Source organism: Mycobacterium sp. UM_Kg1, from assembly GCF_000972925.1.
GTDB classification, from domain to species: Bacteria; Actinomycetota; Actinomycetes; order Mycobacteriales; family Mycobacteriaceae; genus Mycobacterium; species Mycobacterium hiberniae.
This window is the reverse complement of record NZ_JRMK01000087.1, coordinates 1-19,096: the sequence shown is the minus strand read 5'-3', so window position 1 is coordinate 19,096 and position 19,096 is coordinate 1. Positions and strand designations below refer to the sequence as shown.

Here is a 19,096-nt window from a genome sequence, read left to right as displayed (position 1 = left end):
TGTATAAGAGACAGACCCCGACATCGCCAGGTGCGAACCGCGCAGCGTTTTCACCACCAAGGACCAGGCCGGCGCGATCGCGTTCGCCTCCCCGCTCAGCTACCGCTTGGTCGCCGGGCAGCTGCCGGGGCTGATCGCGAAGATCACGGGATAGACCCGACTCTGCACGTTCGGTAAGGCCCCTCTGGCATACCCCGCAGAATTGTGTTCTGCATCACTATTCGATGCGAGACGGGGCTACCGTCAAGACATGAGCGTGGCATTGGATTCCACCGCGATCGACACCGTCCTCGACTACGGCGACACCGCCCTGCTGGTGCAATGCGAGTCGACTGTCGATGCCCTCGCGTGGACCGCAGCACTTCATTCCGCGGCCCTGCCCGGGGTGGTCGACGTGGTCCCGGCATCGCACACGGTGCTGGTGACGTTGGCCGCACCCCGTTACCAGGCTGGCGTCCGACGCGCGCTGGGCCGAATAGAGGTAGACACCGCTGCCGTGCAGACCCGCGCGCCGCACGGCAGGGCGGACGTGGTGATCGACGTCGTCTATGACGGACCCGACCTCGCCGAGGTTGCCGAGCACACCGGCCTGAGCGTCGCCCAGGTCATCAACGCCCACACCGCGGCACCGTGGTTGGTGGGTTTCGGCGGATCCACGCCCGGTTTCGCCTATCTGCTCGGCGGCGACCCGCGACTTCAGGTGCCGCGCCGCCAGGAGTTGCGGGCCGCGGTTCCAGCCGGCGCGGTGGCGCTGGCGGGCCGATTCAGCGGCGTCTATCCGCGTCAGTGGCCGGGCGGCTGGCAACTGATCGGCCATACCGACGCCGTGTTGTGGGACCTCGACCGTCCCGAACCGGCCTTGCTGACCCCGGGCCTGTCGGTGCAGTTCCGCGCCGCGTGACGGCCCACCGAGGGAAAGGACACCGCGAGTGGCAATGACAACCACCTTGGAGATTGTGCACCCCGGTCCGCTGGCCCTGGTCGAGGACCTGGGACGGGCCGGGCTGGGACACCTCGGCGTCAGCCCGTCCGGCGCTGCCGATCGTCGCTCGCATACCTTGGCCAACCGGTTACTGGGCAATCCCGCCGACCGGGCCACCATCGAAGTGACGTTCGGCGGGTTTTCCGCTCGAGTCCGCGGCGGCGACATCGACATCGCGGTGACCGGCGCCGACACCGGCCCCGAAGTTGACGGAGTCGCGTTCGGATCCAACAGTATTCAGCGGGTCCATGACGGTCAGGTGGTTTCGCTGGGCACACCGCAGTCGGGGCTGCGCAGCTACCTGGCGGTGCGGGGTGGCATCGCCGTCACCCCGGTGCTGGGTTCGCGCAGTTATGACGTGATGAGCGAGATCGGCCCGGCGCCGCTGCACGACGGCGATGTACTGGCGATCGGGGAACGGACCGGCCACTTCCCCGAGATCGACCAAGCGCCGGTGGCCGGCATTGCACGTGATGTGGTCGAGTTACGGGTGGCCCCGGGTCCGCGCGACGACTGGTTCGTCGACCCCGACATCATGGTGCGCACCAACTGGCTGGTGAGCAACCGTAGCGACCGGGTCGGCATGCGACTGGTGGGGATGCCGCTGGAATACCGTTGGCCGGGTAGGCAATTGCCTGCAGAAGGCGCGACCCGGGGTGCGATTCAGATCCTCCCGAACGGCTTTCCGATCATCCTGGGGCCCGACCACCCGGTGACCGGCGCCTACCCGGTGGTCGGGGTCGTGGTCGATGAGGATGTGGACACGCTGGCCCAGGTCAGACCCGGCCAAACGGTGCGGATGCAATGGTCGCGGCCCCGTCAGCATCTCGCTTCGCGCACGGCCTGACAGGTGCCCGGCCAGGTACACACCGCACGCCTGATCCACACCAGCGATCTGGATCCCGCGACGCGCCTCGGTGCCCATCGGCTGGTCGCCGAGGCCTCCGGAGGCGCACTCTCGGATGCCGACTGGCAGCACGCGCTCGGTGGCATGCACGCCCTGATCTGGCACCACGGCGTCCTGATCGCCCACGGGTCGGTGATTCGGCGACAGTTGCTCTATCGCGGTAGATCTCTGCGATGCGGCTACGTCGAAGCCGTCACCGTTCACCCGGACCACCAGGGCAAGGGCCTGGGGACCGCGGTGCTGGCCGCATGCGAGCAGGTGATCCGCGGCGCCTTCGAACTCGGAGCCCTCAGTTCGCCGGGCTTCAGCCGGCGGCTCTACACCGCGCGCGGATGGTTGCTGTGGCACGGACCGACGGCCACGCTGTCCCCCACCGGCACCCGGCGCACCCCCGAAGCGGACGGCACCGTGTTCGTCATGCCGGTCGGACCCGAAATGGATGCCGCCGACCCGACGGCGGAGCTGGCGTGCGACTGGCGCGACGGCAAGCTCTGGTAGCCGCGAGGTTAACGGAAGGTTGACGTCGGGTGGACCCGGCGAAAACGGGACGGCAGGCCGATACGGCCCGCCCAAGCCTCGCCGGAAACCTAAGAACTACCCGTGGCGCGGAGGAACTACCCAGTTTGAGCGTTAACTTAGCTGCGCGTCATTCTCCCCTCCGCGGCCGTCCCCCGATCCTCAGGGCTGCGCCGGCGTACCTACCCTGATCACTTCACAGCGCTGTGAGCTGTGCATTTGCGCAGATCGGGCAGAGCCACGCCCCGCCGCAGCCGGCGCGAACTCCACGAGCGCCGGCGTGCCGAGGCGCCGCTTTCTGCCACTTGCCTGCCAATCCCCGCCGGAGCCCGGCTTGGAGACGACGCGGGCCAGATCTCGCCCTATGGTTTGACGGTCACGGCAGCCCCGGCCGGAGCGGCCCCATTCTCGGAAAGACACCCGCATGCTGTACGAGTTCTGGCACAACTTCACCCACAACTTGTTCAGACCGCTGCTGCTTTTCTTCTACATGGGGTTCCTCATCCCACTGCTGAGGATCAAGTTCGAGTTCCCCTATGTGCTCTACCAAGGCCTGACGTTGTATTTGCTGCTGGCCATCGGTTGGCGCGGCGGCGAAGAGCTGGCGACCATCGACGCATCGAGCATCGGGGGCGTCCTGGGCTTCATCGCGCTGGGCTTCGTGACCAATCTGCTGATCGGGCTCGCCGCCTACTGGCTGCTCTCCCGGATGACCAAGATGCGCCGTATCGATCGGGCCACCGTGGCCGGGTACTACGGGTCGGACTCAGCCGGCACCTTCGCCACCTGCCTGGGCGTACTGGTCACGCTGGACATCGCGGTCGACGCGTTCATGCCGGTGATGCTGGCCGTCATGGAGATCCCGGGCTGCATCGTGGCATTGGTCCTGGTGGCCCGACTGCGCGCCCGCGGGATGGATGCGAAGGGCACCATGGCCGACGAGCCCGGCTACAACCCGAAGGCCAGCCGTCATCTGGTCGCCGCCGCCGTGGGCGACGCGCACACCGCAATGCGGCACGGATCAGACTCCGCGAGCCATCCCGCCCAAGATCACGAGTGCGCCCCGCCGCACGGGACCGCGCCGGCCCCTTCGCCGCCGCCTCATGCGGCGCTGCTGCGCGAGGTGCTGCTCAACCCGGGGCTCTACCTGCTGTTCGGCGGCATCCTCATCGGCCTTGTCAGCCGCCTGCAGGGGGCCTCGGTCATCGCCGACGGCGACCACGTCTTCGTCGCCGCGTTCCAGGGAATCCTGTGCATCTTCCTGCTCGAGATGGGTATGACGGCGTCGCGCAAGCTCAAAGATCTACGAACCGCCGGGCGCGGACTGATCGCCTTCGGTCTGCTTGCCCCCAATATCTTTGCGCTGGGCGGCATTCTCATCATCCACACCTACTCACAAGTCACCGGAACCCATTTCGAGGCCGGTAGCTATGTGTTGTTCGCGGTGCTGTGCGGAGCGGCGTCCTACATCGCGGTTCCGGCGGTGCAGCGCATGGCAATCCCCGAGGCCAGCCCGACGCTTCCCCTGGCCGCGTCGCTGGGCTTGACGTTCTCCTACAACGTGACCATCGGCATTCCGCTGTACCTGCAACTCGCCAAGTCGATCAACGCCTGGTTTCCAGTCAGCTGACAGCACGTTCCAACCCAACACAAGGGTTCGGTTCGGATCCAATCCACCAGGTGAAATGCGCGTGAAATGCGCTGCGCGGTCGGCTAATACGTGACCTACCCCACTCGTTTCCGGGCTGGCCCACCGCATTTTCAGGTTCCGCTGCGTCACTTGCCAGATCGGATCGGTAGCTTCGCAGACTGTCCATCGTGATGCGAGATACTCCGCGGAGCGGTGGCCCTGAGCCCGAGGAGATCGCATGGCGCACGGCCACATCAGCAATTTTGATCCGGAGGACTGCGCGGCCTGGGAAGCCGGCAACGCCGCCGTCGCGCGCCGCAACCTGATCTGGTCCACGGCCACCACGCATGTCGCATTCTCCATCTGGTCGCTGTGGTCGGTGGTGGTGCTGTTCATGCCCGAGTCGGTCTATGGCATCAAGCCCGCCGACAAGTTGCTGCTGGCCGCGGTCGCCACGCTGATCGGCGGCTGCGTCCGCATCCCGTATGTTCAGGCCACCGCGAAGTTCGGCGGCCGGAACTGGGCGGTGGCGTCCTCGCTGGTCTTGCTGATTCCGACCCTCGGCACCCTGGCGCTGCTCATTCATCCCGGTCAACCGTTGTGGATGTACGTGGCCTGCGCGGCTTTGACCGGCCTGGGCGGCGGCAATTATGCGGCGTCGCTGGCCAATGTGGACGCCTTCTATCCGCAGCGACTCAAGGGGGTCGCCCTCGGCCTGTGCGGCGGCATCGGCAACCTCGGGGTGGCGGCCATCCAGCTGGTCGGGCTGCTGGTCCTGGCCACCTTCGGTAACACCAGGCCGGAGCTGGTCTGCTCGGTGTATCTGGTCCTGTTGGCCGTGATCGGCACCTGCGCAGCGCTGTGGATGGACAATCTCGATCACGGCAGGGAAGAGGTCGGCAGTATCCGGTCGATCCTGTCCGTCCCGGACAGTTGGGTCGTCTCGGCGCTGTACTGCGCCGCATTCGGATCGTTCATCGGCTTCGCGTTCGCGTTCGCCCAGGTATTGCACGTCACCTTCGAGAAGGCCGGCCACAGCCCCGCCCAGGCTGCGCTTTACGCCGCGCGAATCGCCTTCCTGGGCCCGCTGTTAGGCGCCCTGGCCCGCATCTACGGCGGTCGGGTGGCTGACCGGCGGGGCGGTGGGCGCGTGACCCTGGTGGTGTTCGCCGGCATGGTCCTGGCCTCGGCGGTCCTGGTGGCGACCAGCACCGCCGACGACCACGACAGCCGCGCCACCACCTCGACGATCGTGGCCTACACCGCCGCGTTCATGGTGCTGTTCATCCTGGCCGGCATGGGCAATGGGTCAGTGCTGAAGATGATCCCGTCGATCTTCGAGGCGCGCAGTCGCTCCCTGGCGGGCAGCGAATCCGACCGCCGGCACTGGGCACGCTCGCACTCGGGCGCACTGATCGGGTTCGCCACCGCTGTCGGCGCACTCGGTGGCGTCGCCATCAACCTGACCTTGCGACAGGCCTACGCGAGCACCGGGACCGAGACACCGGCGTTCTGGGTCTTCCTGGTGTCGTATTGCCTTGCCGCGGGCCTAACCTGGGTCCGGTACGTCCGGCGTCCGCCGCGCACCCCGAACTCACGAATCTCCCGCGCCCCGGTGGGCACCGAGAAGATCTCTGCATGATCAAAAGTACTGGTCAGTGGGGCAACCGTTCCGAAATCGGCCGGTAACACAGCGGCAATGGATCGGGTCTACACCTCATACATGGGTATCGCCGTATATGCCGCCGGTCACCGCATCGAGATCGAAGAGGACCGGGTCCTGGTGGACGGAATCGTCCGGCCGGTCTCTCCTGCCGGTCTGGCCGCGTTGCGTGTGTTGGCCCACCGCCCGGGCAACGTGGTGGACCGGGAGACCCTGTTACGGGCACTCCCGGGGCGGGGCACCAACATGCACGCCGTGGAGTCGGCCGTATTGCGGCTGCGGGCTGCGCTGGGCGACAGCCAGATCGTGGCCACGGTGATCAAGCGCGGGTACCGGCTGGCGGTCGACCGCGAGCAGGGGGTGGCATGATCCCCGTGCTGGTTGCGCACGGCACCCGCCGGCCCGGGGGAATCGCCATGATCGGCGAGCTCGCGCAACGGGTCGGCGCCGTGTTGGGGCAACCGGTCAAAGTGGCGTTCGTCGACGTCCTGGGACCCAGCCCGGCGGAAGTCCTTGCCGCCGAGGCCGACACCGGTTGCCCAGCCGTCCTGGTGCCCGCCTTTCTGTCCCGCGGCTACCACGTCGGGGTCGACGTGCCCACCCAGATCCTGACCAGCGGGCACCCGGATGTGACGATGACACCAGCATTGGGACCCGACCCGCGCGTCGCCGCGGTGGTCGCCGCCCGACTGGCCGAATCAGGCTGGCGCCCTGGCGACTCGGTCGTTGTGGCCGCGGCCGGGTCAGCGGACCCGCGTGCCCGGGGTGATCTGTACACCGCCGCGAAGATGCTCAGCGGCCTGCTCGGCTCGCCGGTCGCCACGGCGTTCGCCGCCACCGGCCGCCCCGGTGTGCCCGACGCGGTTGGCGCCCTGCGTCGCCGGCGTACCGCACGAGTGGTGATCGCGTCGTACCTGATGGCCGACGGCCGGTTCCAGCGTGGCCTGCATGACGCTGGCGCGGATCTGGTCACCGCGCCCCTGGGAGCGCACCCCGGGATCGTCGGATTGGTCGCCGACCGATTCGTCACCGCCGCGTCCCGGACACCGGTGGCCTGAACCGGCCGGCCGAGCGATCACGTCGCCCCGCGCCGCCCGGGCCGCGACGGAAGCTGATATTCCCCTCATAGGACGGTGAGCAGAAGTTCACGGGCGGGTCACTTCGTGCAGCATGGCGGTAACGAAAGATTTCTACGGTGACCACATGGCTCGCTCGCACGTGATCACTCAGTGGAATCCTGAGGACGGCGCGGCATGGGCAGCCGGTAACGACAAGATCGCACGGCGCAACCTGGTGTGGTCGACTGTCGCCGAACACGCCGGCTTCTCGATCTGGTCCATCTGGTCGGTGATGGTGCTGTGCATGCCGGAGTCGGTATACGGCTTCACCGCCGGACAAGTCTTCCTCGGCTTCGTAGCGCTGTTCATCGTCTCCGGAATCGGCAACGGATCGGTTTCGGCCACGACCGCATTCTGGATCTTCCTGGTGGGATACGTCGGTGCCGCGGCGCTGACCTGGCGCAGATATGTACGCCGGTCTGACTTCGCGCCGCAACCGGCCCGGGCTGCTCTGGCACCGGCGTAACGTGTCGGCCTCACTGAGCGGTTACCGGGTCGCGGTCACCTCCGCGCGCCGTGCCGACGAGCTGTGCACAATGCTGCGGCGCCACGGCGCCACGGTATGCGCCGCACCGGCCATCACGATGATCGACTTGACCGACGATGCCGCGCTACGCGCGCGTACCGAATCGTTGATCCTGGCACCACCCGACGTCTTGGTGGTGACGACTGCTGTGGGCTTCCGCGGCTGGATCTCCGCCGCCGAGCGGTGGGGCCTCGCCGAGAAGCTGATCGCAGCCGTGACCGCCGGCCGGATCGTGGCCCGTGGCCCGAAGGCGGTCGGCGCGCTGCGCAACCTGGGGCTGCCGGAGAAGTGGTCCAACGGCGCCGAGTCGTCAGCCGCGATGTTCGATTATCTGAAGTCCGATATCGCCGGTTCGCGCGTCGCCGTGCAGCTGCACGGAACCACCGGCGACTGGGATCCGGCGCCCGAGTTGCTGACGCAGCTTCGCAGCGCGGGCGCCGAGGTGATACCCATACCGGTCTATCGGTGGCGGCCTGCGGCGCGCGGCGGCGAGTTCGATCAGCTCACCACTGCGATCGCCCATCGGCAGTTCGACGCCGTCAGCTTCACCTCGGCCGCAGCCGTGCTGGCCACGCTGACGCGGGCCGCCGATCTCGGCATCTCCGATGAGCTGCTGCAGGCGTTGCGGTCCGATGTTCACGCGATGTGCGTCGGGCCGTTGACGGCTCGGCCGCTCACGCTGCTGGACGTGCCGACGTCTTCACCGAAGGTGATGCGGCTGGCGGCGTTGGCTCATCACATCGCCGAGGAACTGCCGCGACTGCGTACCCACACCGTTCGTGCCGCCGGCCATCGCATCGAGGTCCGGGGCAACGGCGTCACGGTGGACGGTGTGCCCAAGGTGCTGTCGCCGTCATGTATGGCAACCCTGCGAGCACTGTCGCACCAACCCGGCCGAGTCGTCTCCCGCGAGACGCTGCTGAAGACGCTTCCGGGGCACGGCACCAACACCCATGCGGTGGAGACCGCCATCCTGCGACTGCGAAACGCCTTAGGCGACAAACACATTGTCGCCACAGTAGTCAAACGGGGTTACCGGCTCGCGGTAGACCACCTAGACCTCGAGGCCGGTTAGGCGGCCGCCCGCCTCGGGGCGGTCAGACCGATCTGCACATAGCCGTCCGCGGTGATCCGCGTCGGGTACACCCGAACCGACATGCCCGGGTCCTCCAGGCAGCTGCCGTCGTCCAAGGCGAAAGCCTGCTTCTGCAACGGTGAGATGACCGAGAGCCGACCGCCGCGGTCACCGACGATCCCCCGCGACAGCACCGCCGCCCGGGAGAACGGGTCGATATTGCAGACCGCGCGGACCGAGCCGTCGTCAAGCCGGAACAGCGCCGCCTGCGCGCCGTTGTCGAGCAACACTCCCACTCCAAGGCCGGGAATCAGGCTGTCGTAGCGGCAGGCCGTGGTCCATGACGCGATGTTGTTGTCTGTCATCGTGATTCCTCCTTAGCCGAGCGCAATGCCGGTACCGGAAGCGGGACTTTGCGGCCGTCGCGCTCGGCGAATGCGACAGTCGGATCTTCGGCTTCGGGGGCGTTGACGAACGAGACGAACCGCGCCAGCTTCTCCGGATCGTCGAGTACGCCCTTCCATTCGTCGGTGTAGTTCTCGACGTGACGGGCCATCTCCGCTTCGAACTCCTGGGCCAGCCCCAGGGAGTCGTCACAGACAACCTCGCGGACGTGGTCGAGCCCGCCTTCCATCGACTCGATCCACGGCGCGGTGCGTTGCAACCGATCGGCAGTGCGGATGTAGAACATCAGGAACCGGTCGATGTAGCGGAAGACCGTCTCGGTGTCGAGTTCGGCGGCGAGCAGCTGGGCGTGCTTGGGCGACATGCCGCCGTTGCCGCCGACGTAGAGGTTCCAGCCGATTTCGGTGGCGATCACACCGACATCCTTGGCGCGCGCCTCGGCGCACTCCCGCGCACAGCCCGACACCCCCATCTTGATCTTGTGCGGCGCACGCAGCCCGCGGTAGCGCAACTCCAGGTCGATGGCCAGCTTCACCGAATCCTGTTGCCCGTAGCGGCACCAATCGCTGCCGACGCAACTTTTCACGGTCCGCAGTGCCTTGCCGTACGCCTGGCCGGATTCCATGCCGGCATCGACCAGTTTGCGCCAGATCTTGGGCAGCTGATCGCCCCGGGCGCCGAACATGTCGATCCGCTGCCCGCCGGTGATCTTGGTGTAGAGGCCGAATTCCTGGGCGATCTGGCCGATCAGGATCAGATGCTCTGGTTTGATCTCCCCGCCGGGGACCCGCGGAACCACCGAATAGCTGCCGTTGCGCTGAATGTTGGCCAGGAAGTGGTCGTTGGTGTCCTGCAGAGCGGCCTGCTCGCCCTCGAGGATGTGCTCGAACCCGGTGGAGGCCAGAATCGACGCGACGGTCGGCTTGCAGATGTCGCACCCGTGGCCCGTGCCGAAGCGGCCCAGCAGTTCGGAGAAGGTGCGGATCCGGGTGGCCTGGACCACCTCGAAGAGCTCGGCGCGCGACTGGGTGAAGTGCTCGCACAGCGCCTTGGACTGCTCCACTCCTTCGGCGATCAGCAAGTCTTTGAGCAGCGGAACGCACGACCCGCACGAGGTACCCGCTTTCGTGTGGACCTTCAAGCTCTGCACATCGTGACAACCACCGGCGATCGCCTCGCACAGTTGCGCTTTGCTGACGTTGTTGCACGAGCAGATCTGCGCCGCGCCCGGAAGTGCCCGAATTCCCAGGCCGGTCTTCCCGTCGCCCGGGCCGGCCGGGGCGATCAGCTCCAGGGGATCGCCGGGTAACTCGGCACCGACCATCGGACGCAGCACCCCGTATGCCGAGGCGTCGCCGACCAGGATTCCGCCGAGCAGGGTCTTCGCGTCGTCGGAGAGCACCAGTTTGGCGTAGGTCCGCTTTACCGGGTCGTTGACGACGACCGACAGCGAGTTCTCGGTCGCTCCCATCGCGTCGCCGAAGCTGGCCACATCCACACCGAGCAGCTTGAGCTTGGTGGACATATCGGCCTCACCGAATTCGGCGGCACCTTCCAGAAGCCGGTCGGCGACCACCTCGGCACTGCTGTAACCGGGCCCGACCAATCCGTAGCAGACCCCTTTGATGGCAGCCACCTCGCCGATCGCGTACACATCAGGATCGCTTGTGCGGCAAGTAAGATCGGTCAACACGCCACCCCGCTCGGCGATTTGCAGGCCGGCCTCACGAGCCAGTTCGTCACGTGGCCGCACGCCGGCGGCAAAGATCACCAATCCGGCCTCGATCACCGTGCCGTCACCCAGTCGCACCGCGAGGGTGGGGGCGCCGTGCTGGTGAGTCAACTGTTGGATCGACTCGGTTCCCACACCGACGTGTACCGCGATGCCCAGATCCGCGATCATCCGGATCAACAACCCACCGCCGGCGTCGTCGAGTTGCTGCGGCATCAACCGCGGGGCCATCTCGACGATGTGCGGCTCGATGCCGGACCTGCGCAGTGCGTTCGCCGCTTCCAGCCCCAGCAACCCGCCGCCGATCACCACTCCGGCCCGGGTGTTGCCCGCCTCCAGCATGCATTCGATGTCCGCACGGATTCCGTCCAGGTCGTCGAGGGTCCGGTAGACATGACACCCGGGCAGATCATGGCCCGGGACCGGGGGGACGAAGGCGCGCGAGCCGGTGGCGAGCACCAGGGTGTCATAGCCGTAGCGCCGCCCATCGACTGCGAGGACCGATTTGGCAGCCAGGTCGACTTTCGTGACGCGGGTGCTCAGCATCAAGTTCACGTGCTCGTCGCCGGCGTAATCGTTACCCGGCAGCGCAAGCCGGGAGCGGTCCCAGCCGTCGGTGTAGGAGGTCAAGCCGACCCGGTCGTACGCCGGGTCGGCTTCCTCGGCGAGCACCGTGACCCGCCAGGCCGGGTCTGCCGACCTGCTGCGCAGCGCCTCCACCAAACGGTGACCCACCATTCCGTGGCCAACCACGACAAGGTCCCTCACGTCACGCGGGGTCTCAACAGTGGTCATGCGTAACACGTTAGGAAGCCGATATTTCTGGAATATCGCCACACGTTACAACGGCGTGACGGTGTGCCCACACCCCCGACTCGGGGCCCGGCGGACTCCGTGGCGCCGCCCCTGTTCGCCGACGGCGAACGCGGAACTTTAGCGCGGGCGACTCAAGTTCTAAACGGGTGACGGACCGGCACCCACCGGCACGTAAAGCAACCGCCCCCAAGAAAGGTATGGAGACCCCATGAGCACCCTGACTCTGTGGCACCGCCCGTTCGACACCGACCGCTGGGTCCGCGACTTCTTCGGACCGGCCACCGCCAGCGACTGGCGGACGCCGCCGGTGAGCGGCTTCCGCCCGGCTGCCGAGATCACCAAGGACGGCGACGACGCGGTGGTCCGCCTGGAGCTGCCCGGCATCGATGTCGACAACGACGTGACGGTCGAGCTCGACGGCGGCCGCCTGGTGGTGCACGGCGAACGCCGCGACAACCACGCCGACACCGACGCCCAAGCCGGCCGCACCCTGCGCGAGGTTCGCTACGGCGCGTTTCGCCGCTCCTTCGCGGTACCGGCGCACGTCACCGGCGATGCCGTCTCGGCGTCGTACGACGCGGGCGTCCTGACGGTCCGGGTGGCCGGTGTCTACGCCGGCACGCAACCACAGCGAATCGCCATCTCCCGCTGATCGCCGAACCCCCTCGGCAGGCGAAAACCCCCACACACCATGGGTGTGTGGGGGTTTTGCGCATCGGGCCCCTCCCGCCACTAACGTGATCTGTCTCACGTTCGATTCCCGATGTGATTAGCATCGGGTGAACGTACTGTGAGCCGTACCACCTGAGGAGGCCCTGGTGTCGAGCACAACCGAACTCGCCGAACTGCACACCCTGATCGGTGACCTGCGGCGCTGCGTGCTGGGGCTCAAGACCCGGTTAGGCGACATACCCGGCATGCGCCGCATCGAGATGGACGCCGAGCGCATCCTGACCGACGTCCAGCTCCTGGAATCCGACGCCGGGGAACTCGACCTGCAACGCTGGGCCGCCGAGCGCGCCCAGGAGAAGATCACGATCCCCGACACCGAATACGACAGCGAATTCTGGCGTGACGTCGACGACGAAGGCGTCGGCGGCCAGGGCAGGTACTGAAACCCCCACTGGGTGCTGCTTGTCGCTAAGGGGCGCCCTCCGACGAACTCAGCCGAAGGGAACCCCCATAGATGAGCGCACCCGCCGCGTACCGTCCCGGCCCCGGTGTCTTCTCGGCGACACGTGCCCGGATCGCCGACCGAACGCTGCGCACCGACCGCTGGTGGCTGTCGCCGCTGAGAATCGACCTGGGCTTCGCCGTCTTCCTCATTTATGCGACGGCACGCGGGTTCCAGCAGAACCACTACTTCGTGGAGAAGTACCACTACCTGACACCGTTCTATTCACCGTGCGTGAGCAAGGGCTGCACTCCTGAGGCCAGTGAGTTCTGGCCGCAATTCCTGCCCGATGTGTGGTGGCTGCCCTACGCGGCGATGTCGCTGCCGTTCCTGTTGCTCTTCCGGCTGACCTGCTACTACTACCGCGGCGCCTACTACCGGACCGTCTGGCAGTCGCCGACGTCATGTGCGGTTCCCGAGCCCCGCGCCCACTACACCGGGGAGACCCGGTTTCCGCTGATCGTCCAGAACAGCCACCGCTACTTCTTCTACATCGCCGCCGTCATCTCGGTCATCAACACCAACGATGCGATCGGGGCATTCCACTCCGACACCGGCCCGCACGGCTTCGGATTCGGACTGGGCAACCTCATCTTGGTCGGCAACGTCGCCATGCTGTGGACCTACACCCTGTCCTGCCACTCCTGCCGGCACGTGTTCGGTGGGCGGCTCAAGCATTTCTCCAAAAACCCCGTGCGGTACTGGATGTGGTCGCAGATCAGCAAGATCAACGTGCATCACAAGCTGTTCGCCTGGATCACCCTGGGCACGCTGATGCTGACCGACTTCTACATCATGCTGGTCGCCAGCGGCACCATCAGCGACCTGCGATTCATTGGCTGACAGGCATTTTCGAAGTGTCAACTCATAGACGAGTGAGGATTCATGGTTGAAGTCGAACGGCACTCCTACGACGTGGTCGTGATCGGTGCCGGCGGCGCTGGACTGCGCGCGGTTATCGAAGCGCGCGAGCAGGGCCTGAGCGTTGCGGTGGTGTGTAAGTCCCTGTTCGGAAAGGCACACACCGTGATGGCCGAGGGCGGCTGCGCGGCATCGATGGGCAATGTCAACTCCAAGGACAACTGGCAGGTGCACTTCCGCGACACCATGCGTGGCGGAAAGTTCCTGAACAACTGGCGCATGGCGGAGTTGCACGCCCGGGAAGCCCCGGAGCGGGTGTGGGAGCTGGAGACCTACGGGGCGCTGTTCGACCGGACGCCCGACGGAAAGATCAACCAGCGCAACTTCGGCGGCCACACCTACCCGCGTTTGGCCCACGTCGGTGACCGCACCGGCTTGGAGTTGATCCGCACCATGCAGCAGAAGGTGGTTTCGCTGCAACAGGACGACTACGCCGAGTTCGGTGATTACGAGGCGCGGATCAAGATCTTCCACGAGTGCACCATCACCGAACTGGTCAAAGATGAGGCCACCGGTGCCATCGCGGGTGCGTTCGGCTACTGGCGCGAAAGCGGCGACTTCGTGTTGTTCGAAGCGCCGGCGATCGTCCTGGCCACCGGCGGCATCGGAAAGTCGTTCAAGGTGACCTCCAACTCCTGGGAGTACACCGGCGACGGTCACGCGCTGGCGCTGCGCGCCGGTGCCACCCTGATCAACATGGAGTTCGTCCAGTTCCACCCGACCGGCATGGTCTGGCCCCCCAGCGTGAAGGGAATCCTGGTCACCGAGGGTGTCCGCGGCGACGGCGGGGTGCTCAAGAACTCCGACGGCACCCGGTTCATGTTCGACTACATCCCGCCGGTGTTCAAAGGCCAGTACGCCGAGACCGAGCAAGAGGCCGACCAGTGGCTCAAGGACAACGACTCGGCCCGTCGCACCCCTGACCTGCTGCCCCGCGACGAGGTGGCCCGCGCCATCAACTCCGAGGTGAAGGCCGGGCGGGGATCGCCGCACGGCGGGGTGTTCCTCGACATCGCCTCCCGGCTGACGCCGGAGGAGATCAAGCGCCGGCTGCCCTCGATGTACCACCAGTTCATGCAGCTCGCTGAGGTCGACATCACCAAGGACGCAATGGAAGTCGGGCCGACCTGCCACTACGTGATGGGCGGGATCGAGGTCGACCCCGACACCGCTGCGTCGGTGGTTCCCGGCCTGTTCGCCGCCGGCGAGTGCTCTGGTGGGATGCACGGCTCCAACCGGCTGGGCGGCAACTCCCTGTCGGACCTGCTGGTGTTCGGCCGCCGCGCCGGTCTGGGCGCCGCCGAATACGTGCGGAGCCTGGAGACCAGGCCGACGGTGACACCGGCGACGCTGAACGCCGCAGCCCAGCTGGCGCTCGCGCCGTTCGACGGCCCCTCCGGCGACGTCACGCCGGAGAACCCGTACACGCTGCAGTCCGAACTGCAGCAGGCGATGAACGACCTGGTCGGCATCATCCGTAACGCCGGCGAGCTGGAGCAGGCCCTGGTGCGCCTCGAGCAGTTCAAAGCGCGGTTCGCCGCTGTCACCGTCGAGGGCGGACGGCACTACAACCCGGGCTGGCACCTGGCCATCGACCTGCGCAACATGCTGCTGGTCAGCGAATGCGTGGCCAAGGCCGCGCTGCAGCGCACCGAGAGCCGGGGTGGGCACACCCGCGACGACCACCCGGGGATGGACCCGGACTGGCGTAAGACCCTGCTGGTCTGCCGGGTCTCGGACGCCAGCGCGGTCCCCGACATCACGATCACTCCGGAACCCCAGGTCGGGATGCGCGAGGACTTGCTCGAGCTGTTCGAGATCGCCGAGTTGGAGAAGTACTACACCGACCAAGAGCTGGCGCAACATCCGGGACGGAGAGCGTAATGACATACAACGCCCAGTTGCGAGTCTGGCGCGGTGGCCTCGACGGCGGTGGTCTGCACGACTTCGAGGTCGAGGTCAACGAGGGCGAGGTCGTCCTCGACGTCATCCACCGCCTGCAGGCGACCCAGGCCCCGGACCTGGCGGTCCGCTGGAACTGCAAGGCCGGCAAATGCGGATCGTGTTCGGCGGAGATCAATGGCCTGCCGCGGCTGCTGTGCATGACGCGGATGTCGGTGTTCGACCCGGCTGAGACGATCACGGTGACCCCGGTACGGACCTTCCCCGTGATCCGCGACCTGGTCACCGACGTCTCTTTCAACTACCGGAAGGCCCGCGAGATGCCGGCTTTCAAGCCGCCCGCGGACCTCAAGCCCGGCGAGTACCGGATGCAGCAGATGGATGTGGAGCGCTCCCAGGAGTTCCGCAAGTGCATCGAATGCTTCCTGTGCCAGAACGTCTGCCACGTCATCCGGGACCACGAGGAGAACAAGGAGCGGTTCTCCGGGCCGCGGATGTTCATCCGGCTCGCCGAGTTGGACATGCACCCGCTGGACGCCGCCGACCGGCGTGACTTCGCCCAGGACGACGCCGGCCTGGGACTGTGCAACATCACCAAGTGCTGCACCGAGGTCTGCCCGGAGCACATCACGATCACCGACAACGCCATCATCCCGATGAAGGAACGGGTGGCGGGCAACCGCTACGACCCGGTGGTCTGGCTCGGCCGAAAGATCTTCCGCCGCAAGTCCGACTGACGCACAGGGCGCCTGCGCACCGATTACTCGGGAATCGGCTCCCAGCCGCCCGCATCCCGGAGCGACGCGATGAGCGCATCGGCTACACCCGGCGCTGCCGCGACGATCACGTCTCCTGCGTCGATCGCCGGGCCGGGCAGCACCACCCGTGCGCCCGCTTCGACCGCGATCAGCGCACCCGCGGCGTAGTCCCATGGCTTGATCCCGTGCTCGTAGTAGGCGTCTAGCCTTCCGGCGGCGACCATGCACAGATCCAGTGCGGCCGACCCGATCCGGCGGACGTCGCGCACCGTCGGCAGCAACCGCGCCAGCAACGCCGCCTGCGCGGCCCGGCGCCGGGGCGAATAGCCGAAGCCGGTGCCCAGCAGGGCCAGCGACAGCTCGCCGACATCGGTGCAACGCAGCGGGGCGATGCCCTGCGAATCGGCGACCTGCGCGCCCAATCCGGCACCGGCCGAATAGAGCCGGCCGCCGGCCACGTCGGCAACCGCGCCGGCCACCGAGACTCCGCCGATCTGTGCCGCCACCGAAACCGCGTAGGCCGGGATGTCGTACATGAAGTTCACGGTGCCGTCGATCGGGTCGACCACCCAGGTGACGAGGCCCGGCTCGTGGCGACCCGGACCTCCGCCCTCCTCGCCGAGCACCGGATCGCCGGGCCGCAATCGGGTCAGTCGGTCACGGATCAGACTTTCGGTCTCGGTATCGACCACGGTCACCGGATCGGTCGGGCTGCTTTTCGTCTGGACGATCCCGGCGGCGGGGTCGACTCCGTGCGCACCGAACACCTCGGCGCGTCGGCGCCGGACGAAGGCCGCCGCCTCGGCCACCAGCGTCTCGGCGGTGATTCGCAGCTGTAGTGGGTCGCTGGTGAGTGGCGCCATCAGCCCATAGCAGCACACCGGCGGCGGTTGTCGCACCCCCGGCGCGGGGGCGGCGGCCCGGCTTCAGCTACCGAGTCGGCGGAAACCGCTGCGGTGAAACACGATCGGCGCGATCTCGGGGTCTACGGTCAGTTCGCAGACCCGCAGCACCACGATGGTGTGATCCCCTGCCGGAACCAGCTGCTCGATCGCGCTGCCCAGCCAGACCCCGGTGCCCTTGATGAACACCGCTCCTTCGCTGGTCACCGTCTCGAGCCCGGCGAACCGGTCGCCCGTCTTGGCCGCCAGGGTCCGCGCCGCCACGTCGTGCGCCTCACCGAGCACACTGATCCCCAACCGGGGCGCGTCCTTGAGTTTCGGCCAGGTCGACGAGGTGTTCTGCACACAGAAGGACACCAGGGGCGGCTCCAGGGAGACCGGCACGAAGGTACTGGCCGCCAGGCCGACCCGAACGCCGTCGACCTCGGCGGCCACCGCCACCACGCCGGTGGGGAAATGCCCGAAGGCCTCCCGCAGCGATGCCGGCGTCAGGGGGGTCAGTCTGCTCGCGGAGCTCACGTGAGAATTCACCGGGAAAAACCATTCGCCTCGTCTGGTGTGATCTGGTCGCTGAGAACCCTACCCGCCGGCGGCTGGCCTGGGCCGATCGGCCGTCTGCGGCCCCCGTGCGACAGGGAGACCAACCGGTTGGTTATCGGGAAAAAGGACGTAGCTCACATCAGCTTGCACTATGGCTACCGGCGAGTATATTTCAGGTTACGTTACTGGTGGGTAACTTAAGCCATGAGTACCCAACCACAGGTGGCATTCCATGAGGAGGAAGAGTGAGCCACTACAAGAGCAATGTCCGTGACCAGGTCTTCAACCTCTTCGAGGTATTCGGTCTGGACCAGGTCTTCGGCGAGGGCGACTACGCCGACCTGGACATCGACACCGCTCAGGAGATGCTCGGCGAGATGGTTCGTCTGGCCGAGGGGCCGATTGCCGCGTCGTTCGTCGACGGTGACCGCAACCCCCCGGTGTTCAACCCGGAGACCCATTCGGTCACCTTGCCCGAATCGTTCAAGAAGTCGGTGCGCGCCAATCTGGAAGGCGGCTGGGACCGGGTCGGTGTCATCGAAGAGCTGGGCGGCATCCCGATGCCCAAAGCGCTGATGTGGGCCCTGCAGGAGCACATCCTGGGCGCCAACCCGGCGGTGTGGATGTACGGCGGCGGTGCCGGCTTCGCCAACATCTTCTACAACATCGCCACCGAGGAGCAGAAGAAGTGGGCCGTCCTCGCCGCAGAACGCGGCTGGGGTTCGACCATGGTGCTCACCGAGCCGGACGCCGGCTCGGACGTGGGCGCCGGCCGCACCAAGGCCGTGCAGCAGCCCGACGGCTCCTGGCACATCGAGGGCGTGAAGCGATTCATCACCTCGGCTGACTCCGACGACCTGTTCGAGAACATCTTCCACCTGGTGCTGGCCCGCCCCGAGGGCGCCAAGCCGGGCACCAAGGGCCTCTCGTTGTTCTTCGTGCCGAAGTTCTTGTTCGACTTCGAAACCGGCGAACTCGGTGAGCGCAACGGGGCGTTCGTCACCAACGTCGAGCACAAGATGGGCCTGAAGGTCTCGGCCACCTGCGAGCTGACCTTCGGTCAGCACGGGGTGCCGGCCAAGGGCTGGCTGGTCGGCGAGGTGCACAACGGCATTGCGCAGATGTTCGAGGTCATCGAGCAGGCCCGCATGATGGTGGGCACCAAGGCCATCGCCACCCTGTCCACCGGCTACCTCAACGCGCTGGAGTACGCCAAGGAACGCGTGCAGGGCGCCGACCTGACCCAGATGACCGACAAGACCGCGCCGCGGGTGACCATCACCCACCACCCGGACGTCCGTCGGTCCCTGATGACCCAGAAGGCCTACGCCGAGGGCCTGCGGGCGCTCTACATGTACACCGCGACCTTCCAGGACGCCCCGGTCGCCAAGGCGCTGCACGGGGTGGACGCCGATCTCGCGGTCCGGATCAACGACCTGATGCTGCCGGTCGTCAAGGGTGTCGGCTCCGAGCAGGCCTACGCCAAGCTCACCGAGAGCCTGCAGACCCTGGGTGGCTCGGGTTTCCTC

The 19,096-nt window shown here is 66.9% G+C and carries 17 protein-coding genes and 3 pseudogenes; 16 read left to right on the top strand and 4 right to left on the bottom strand.

Annotated elements, in window-relative coordinates:
- Window positions 1-40: 40 nt before the first annotated feature.
- From LI92_RS24360 to LI92_RS14100, 10 genes and pseudogenes are all read left to right on the top strand, one after another.
- Window positions 41-154, top strand: a pseudogene (locus LI92_RS24360) (ABC transporter substrate-binding protein); the annotation flags it as partial.
- 96 nt (window positions 155-250) lie between these two features.
- Entirely contained in the window at window positions 251-901 is a 651-nt protein-coding gene (locus tag LI92_RS14140) for a 5-oxoprolinase subunit B family protein (protein ID WP_046319896.1), read from the top strand.
- 34 nt (window positions 902-935) lie between these two features.
- Window positions 936-1,829 (top strand): 5-oxoprolinase/urea amidolyase family protein, encoded by an 894-nt coding sequence (locus tag LI92_RS14135; RefSeq protein WP_046319895.1) that lies wholly within the window; start codon window positions 936-938, stop codon window positions 1,827-1,829.
- Window positions 1,830-1,832: 3 nt separating this feature from the next.
- Entirely contained in the window at window positions 1,833-2,387 is a 555-nt protein-coding gene (locus LI92_RS14130; protein WP_046319892.1) for a GNAT family N-acetyltransferase, read from the top strand.
- Between the two features lie 442 nt (window positions 2,388-2,829).
- Window positions 2,830-4,035, top strand: a complete 1,206-nt coding sequence (locus tag LI92_RS14125) for a sodium-dependent bicarbonate transport family permease (RefSeq protein WP_046319891.1) — start codon at window positions 2,830-2,832, stop codon at window positions 4,033-4,035.
- A gap of 238 nt (window positions 4,036-4,273) precedes the next feature.
- Window positions 4,274-5,677, top strand: a complete 1,404-nt coding sequence (locus LI92_RS14120) for an MFS transporter (protein ID WP_046319890.1) — start codon at window positions 4,274-4,276, stop codon at window positions 5,675-5,677.
- Between the two features lie 99 nt (window positions 5,678-5,776).
- Window positions 5,777-6,067, top strand: a pseudogene (locus LI92_RS14115) (winged helix-turn-helix domain-containing protein); the annotation flags it as partial.
- The gene (locus LI92_RS14110) at window positions 6,064-6,756 is read left to right on the top strand and encodes a sirohydrochlorin chelatase (protein ID WP_046319889.1); all 693 of its coding nucleotides are present in this window, start codon (window positions 6,064-6,066) and stop codon (window positions 6,754-6,756) included. The pseudogene LI92_RS14115 and the gene LI92_RS14110, both read left to right, overlap by 4 nt.
- Window positions 6,757-6,901: 145 nt before the next feature.
- Window positions 6,902-7,105: pseudogene (locus LI92_RS22395) on the top strand (MFS transporter); the annotation flags it as partial.
- A 178-nt stretch (window positions 7,106-7,283) separates the two neighbouring features.
- A complete protein-coding gene (locus tag LI92_RS14100; protein ID WP_286135096.1) occupies window positions 7,284-8,417 on the top strand; it encodes a uroporphyrinogen-III synthase in 1,134 nt (377 codons plus the stop codon).
- Here the strand turns inward: LI92_RS14100 and nirD are convergent.
- Both nirD and nirB read right to left on the bottom strand, forming a co-directional pair.
- Complete coding sequence (gene nirD, locus LI92_RS14095) at window positions 8,414-8,782, bottom strand: nitrite reductase small subunit NirD (protein WP_502691451.1); 369 nt, start codon at window positions 8,780-8,782, stop codon at window positions 8,414-8,416. The genes LI92_RS14100 and nirD overlap by 4 nt on opposite strands.
- Window positions 8,779-11,349, bottom strand: a complete 2,571-nt coding sequence (gene nirB, locus LI92_RS14090; protein ID WP_046319886.1) for a nitrite reductase large subunit NirB — start codon at window positions 11,347-11,349, stop codon at window positions 8,779-8,781. Before nirB ends, nirD begins: the two co-directional genes overlap by 4 nt.
- Before the next feature lie 229 nt (window positions 11,350-11,578).
- On the opposite strand from nirB, the gene LI92_RS14085 reads away from it, so the two are divergent.
- From LI92_RS14085 to LI92_RS14065, 5 genes are all read left to right on the top strand, one after another.
- Window positions 11,579-12,022: an Hsp20/alpha crystallin family protein gene (locus tag LI92_RS14085; RefSeq protein ID WP_046319884.1), complete on the top strand. Its 444-nt coding sequence runs from the start codon at window positions 11,579-11,581 to the stop codon at window positions 12,020-12,022.
- 166 nt (window positions 12,023-12,188) lie between these two features.
- Window positions 12,189-12,485, top strand: a complete 297-nt coding sequence (locus LI92_RS14080; protein WP_046319882.1) for an Rv0250c family protein — start codon at window positions 12,189-12,191, stop codon at window positions 12,483-12,485.
- A gap of 71 nt (window positions 12,486-12,556) precedes the next feature.
- Entirely contained in the window at window positions 12,557-13,387 is an 831-nt protein-coding gene (gene sdhC, locus LI92_RS14075) for a succinate dehydrogenase subunit SdhC (protein ID WP_046319880.1), read from the top strand.
- 42 nt (window positions 13,388-13,429) lie between these two features.
- Window positions 13,430-15,349 carry a fumarate reductase/succinate dehydrogenase flavoprotein subunit gene (locus LI92_RS14070; RefSeq protein ID WP_046319879.1) on the top strand — a complete coding sequence of 640 codons (1,920 nt, stop codon included), beginning with the start codon at window positions 13,430-13,432 and terminating at the stop codon, window positions 15,347-15,349.
- Window positions 15,349-16,104, top strand: a complete 756-nt coding sequence (locus tag LI92_RS14065; RefSeq protein ID WP_046319877.1) for a succinate dehydrogenase/fumarate reductase iron-sulfur subunit — start codon at window positions 15,349-15,351, stop codon at window positions 16,102-16,104. The genes LI92_RS14070 and LI92_RS14065 overlap by 1 nt, the downstream gene beginning before the upstream one ends.
- A gap of 23 nt (window positions 16,105-16,127) precedes the next feature.
- Here the strand turns inward: LI92_RS14065 and LI92_RS14060 are convergent, their stop codons facing one another.
- Window positions 16,128-16,988: an inositol monophosphatase family protein gene (locus LI92_RS14060; protein WP_046319876.1), complete on the bottom strand. Its 861-nt coding sequence runs from the start codon at window positions 16,986-16,988 to the stop codon at window positions 16,128-16,130.
- 63 nt (window positions 16,989-17,051) lie between these two features.
- Window positions 17,052-17,528 carry a flavin reductase family protein gene (locus LI92_RS14055; RefSeq protein ID WP_046319898.1) on the bottom strand — a complete coding sequence of 159 codons (477 nt, stop codon included), beginning with the start codon at window positions 17,526-17,528 and terminating at the stop codon, window positions 17,052-17,054.
- A gap of 284 nt (window positions 17,529-17,812) precedes the next feature.
- On the opposite strand from LI92_RS14055, the gene LI92_RS14050 reads away from it, so the two are divergent.
- Window positions 17,813-19,096, top strand: a 1,284-nt coding sequence (locus LI92_RS14050) for an acyl-CoA dehydrogenase family protein (protein WP_046319875.1), incomplete at its 3' end; no start/stop codon positions are given.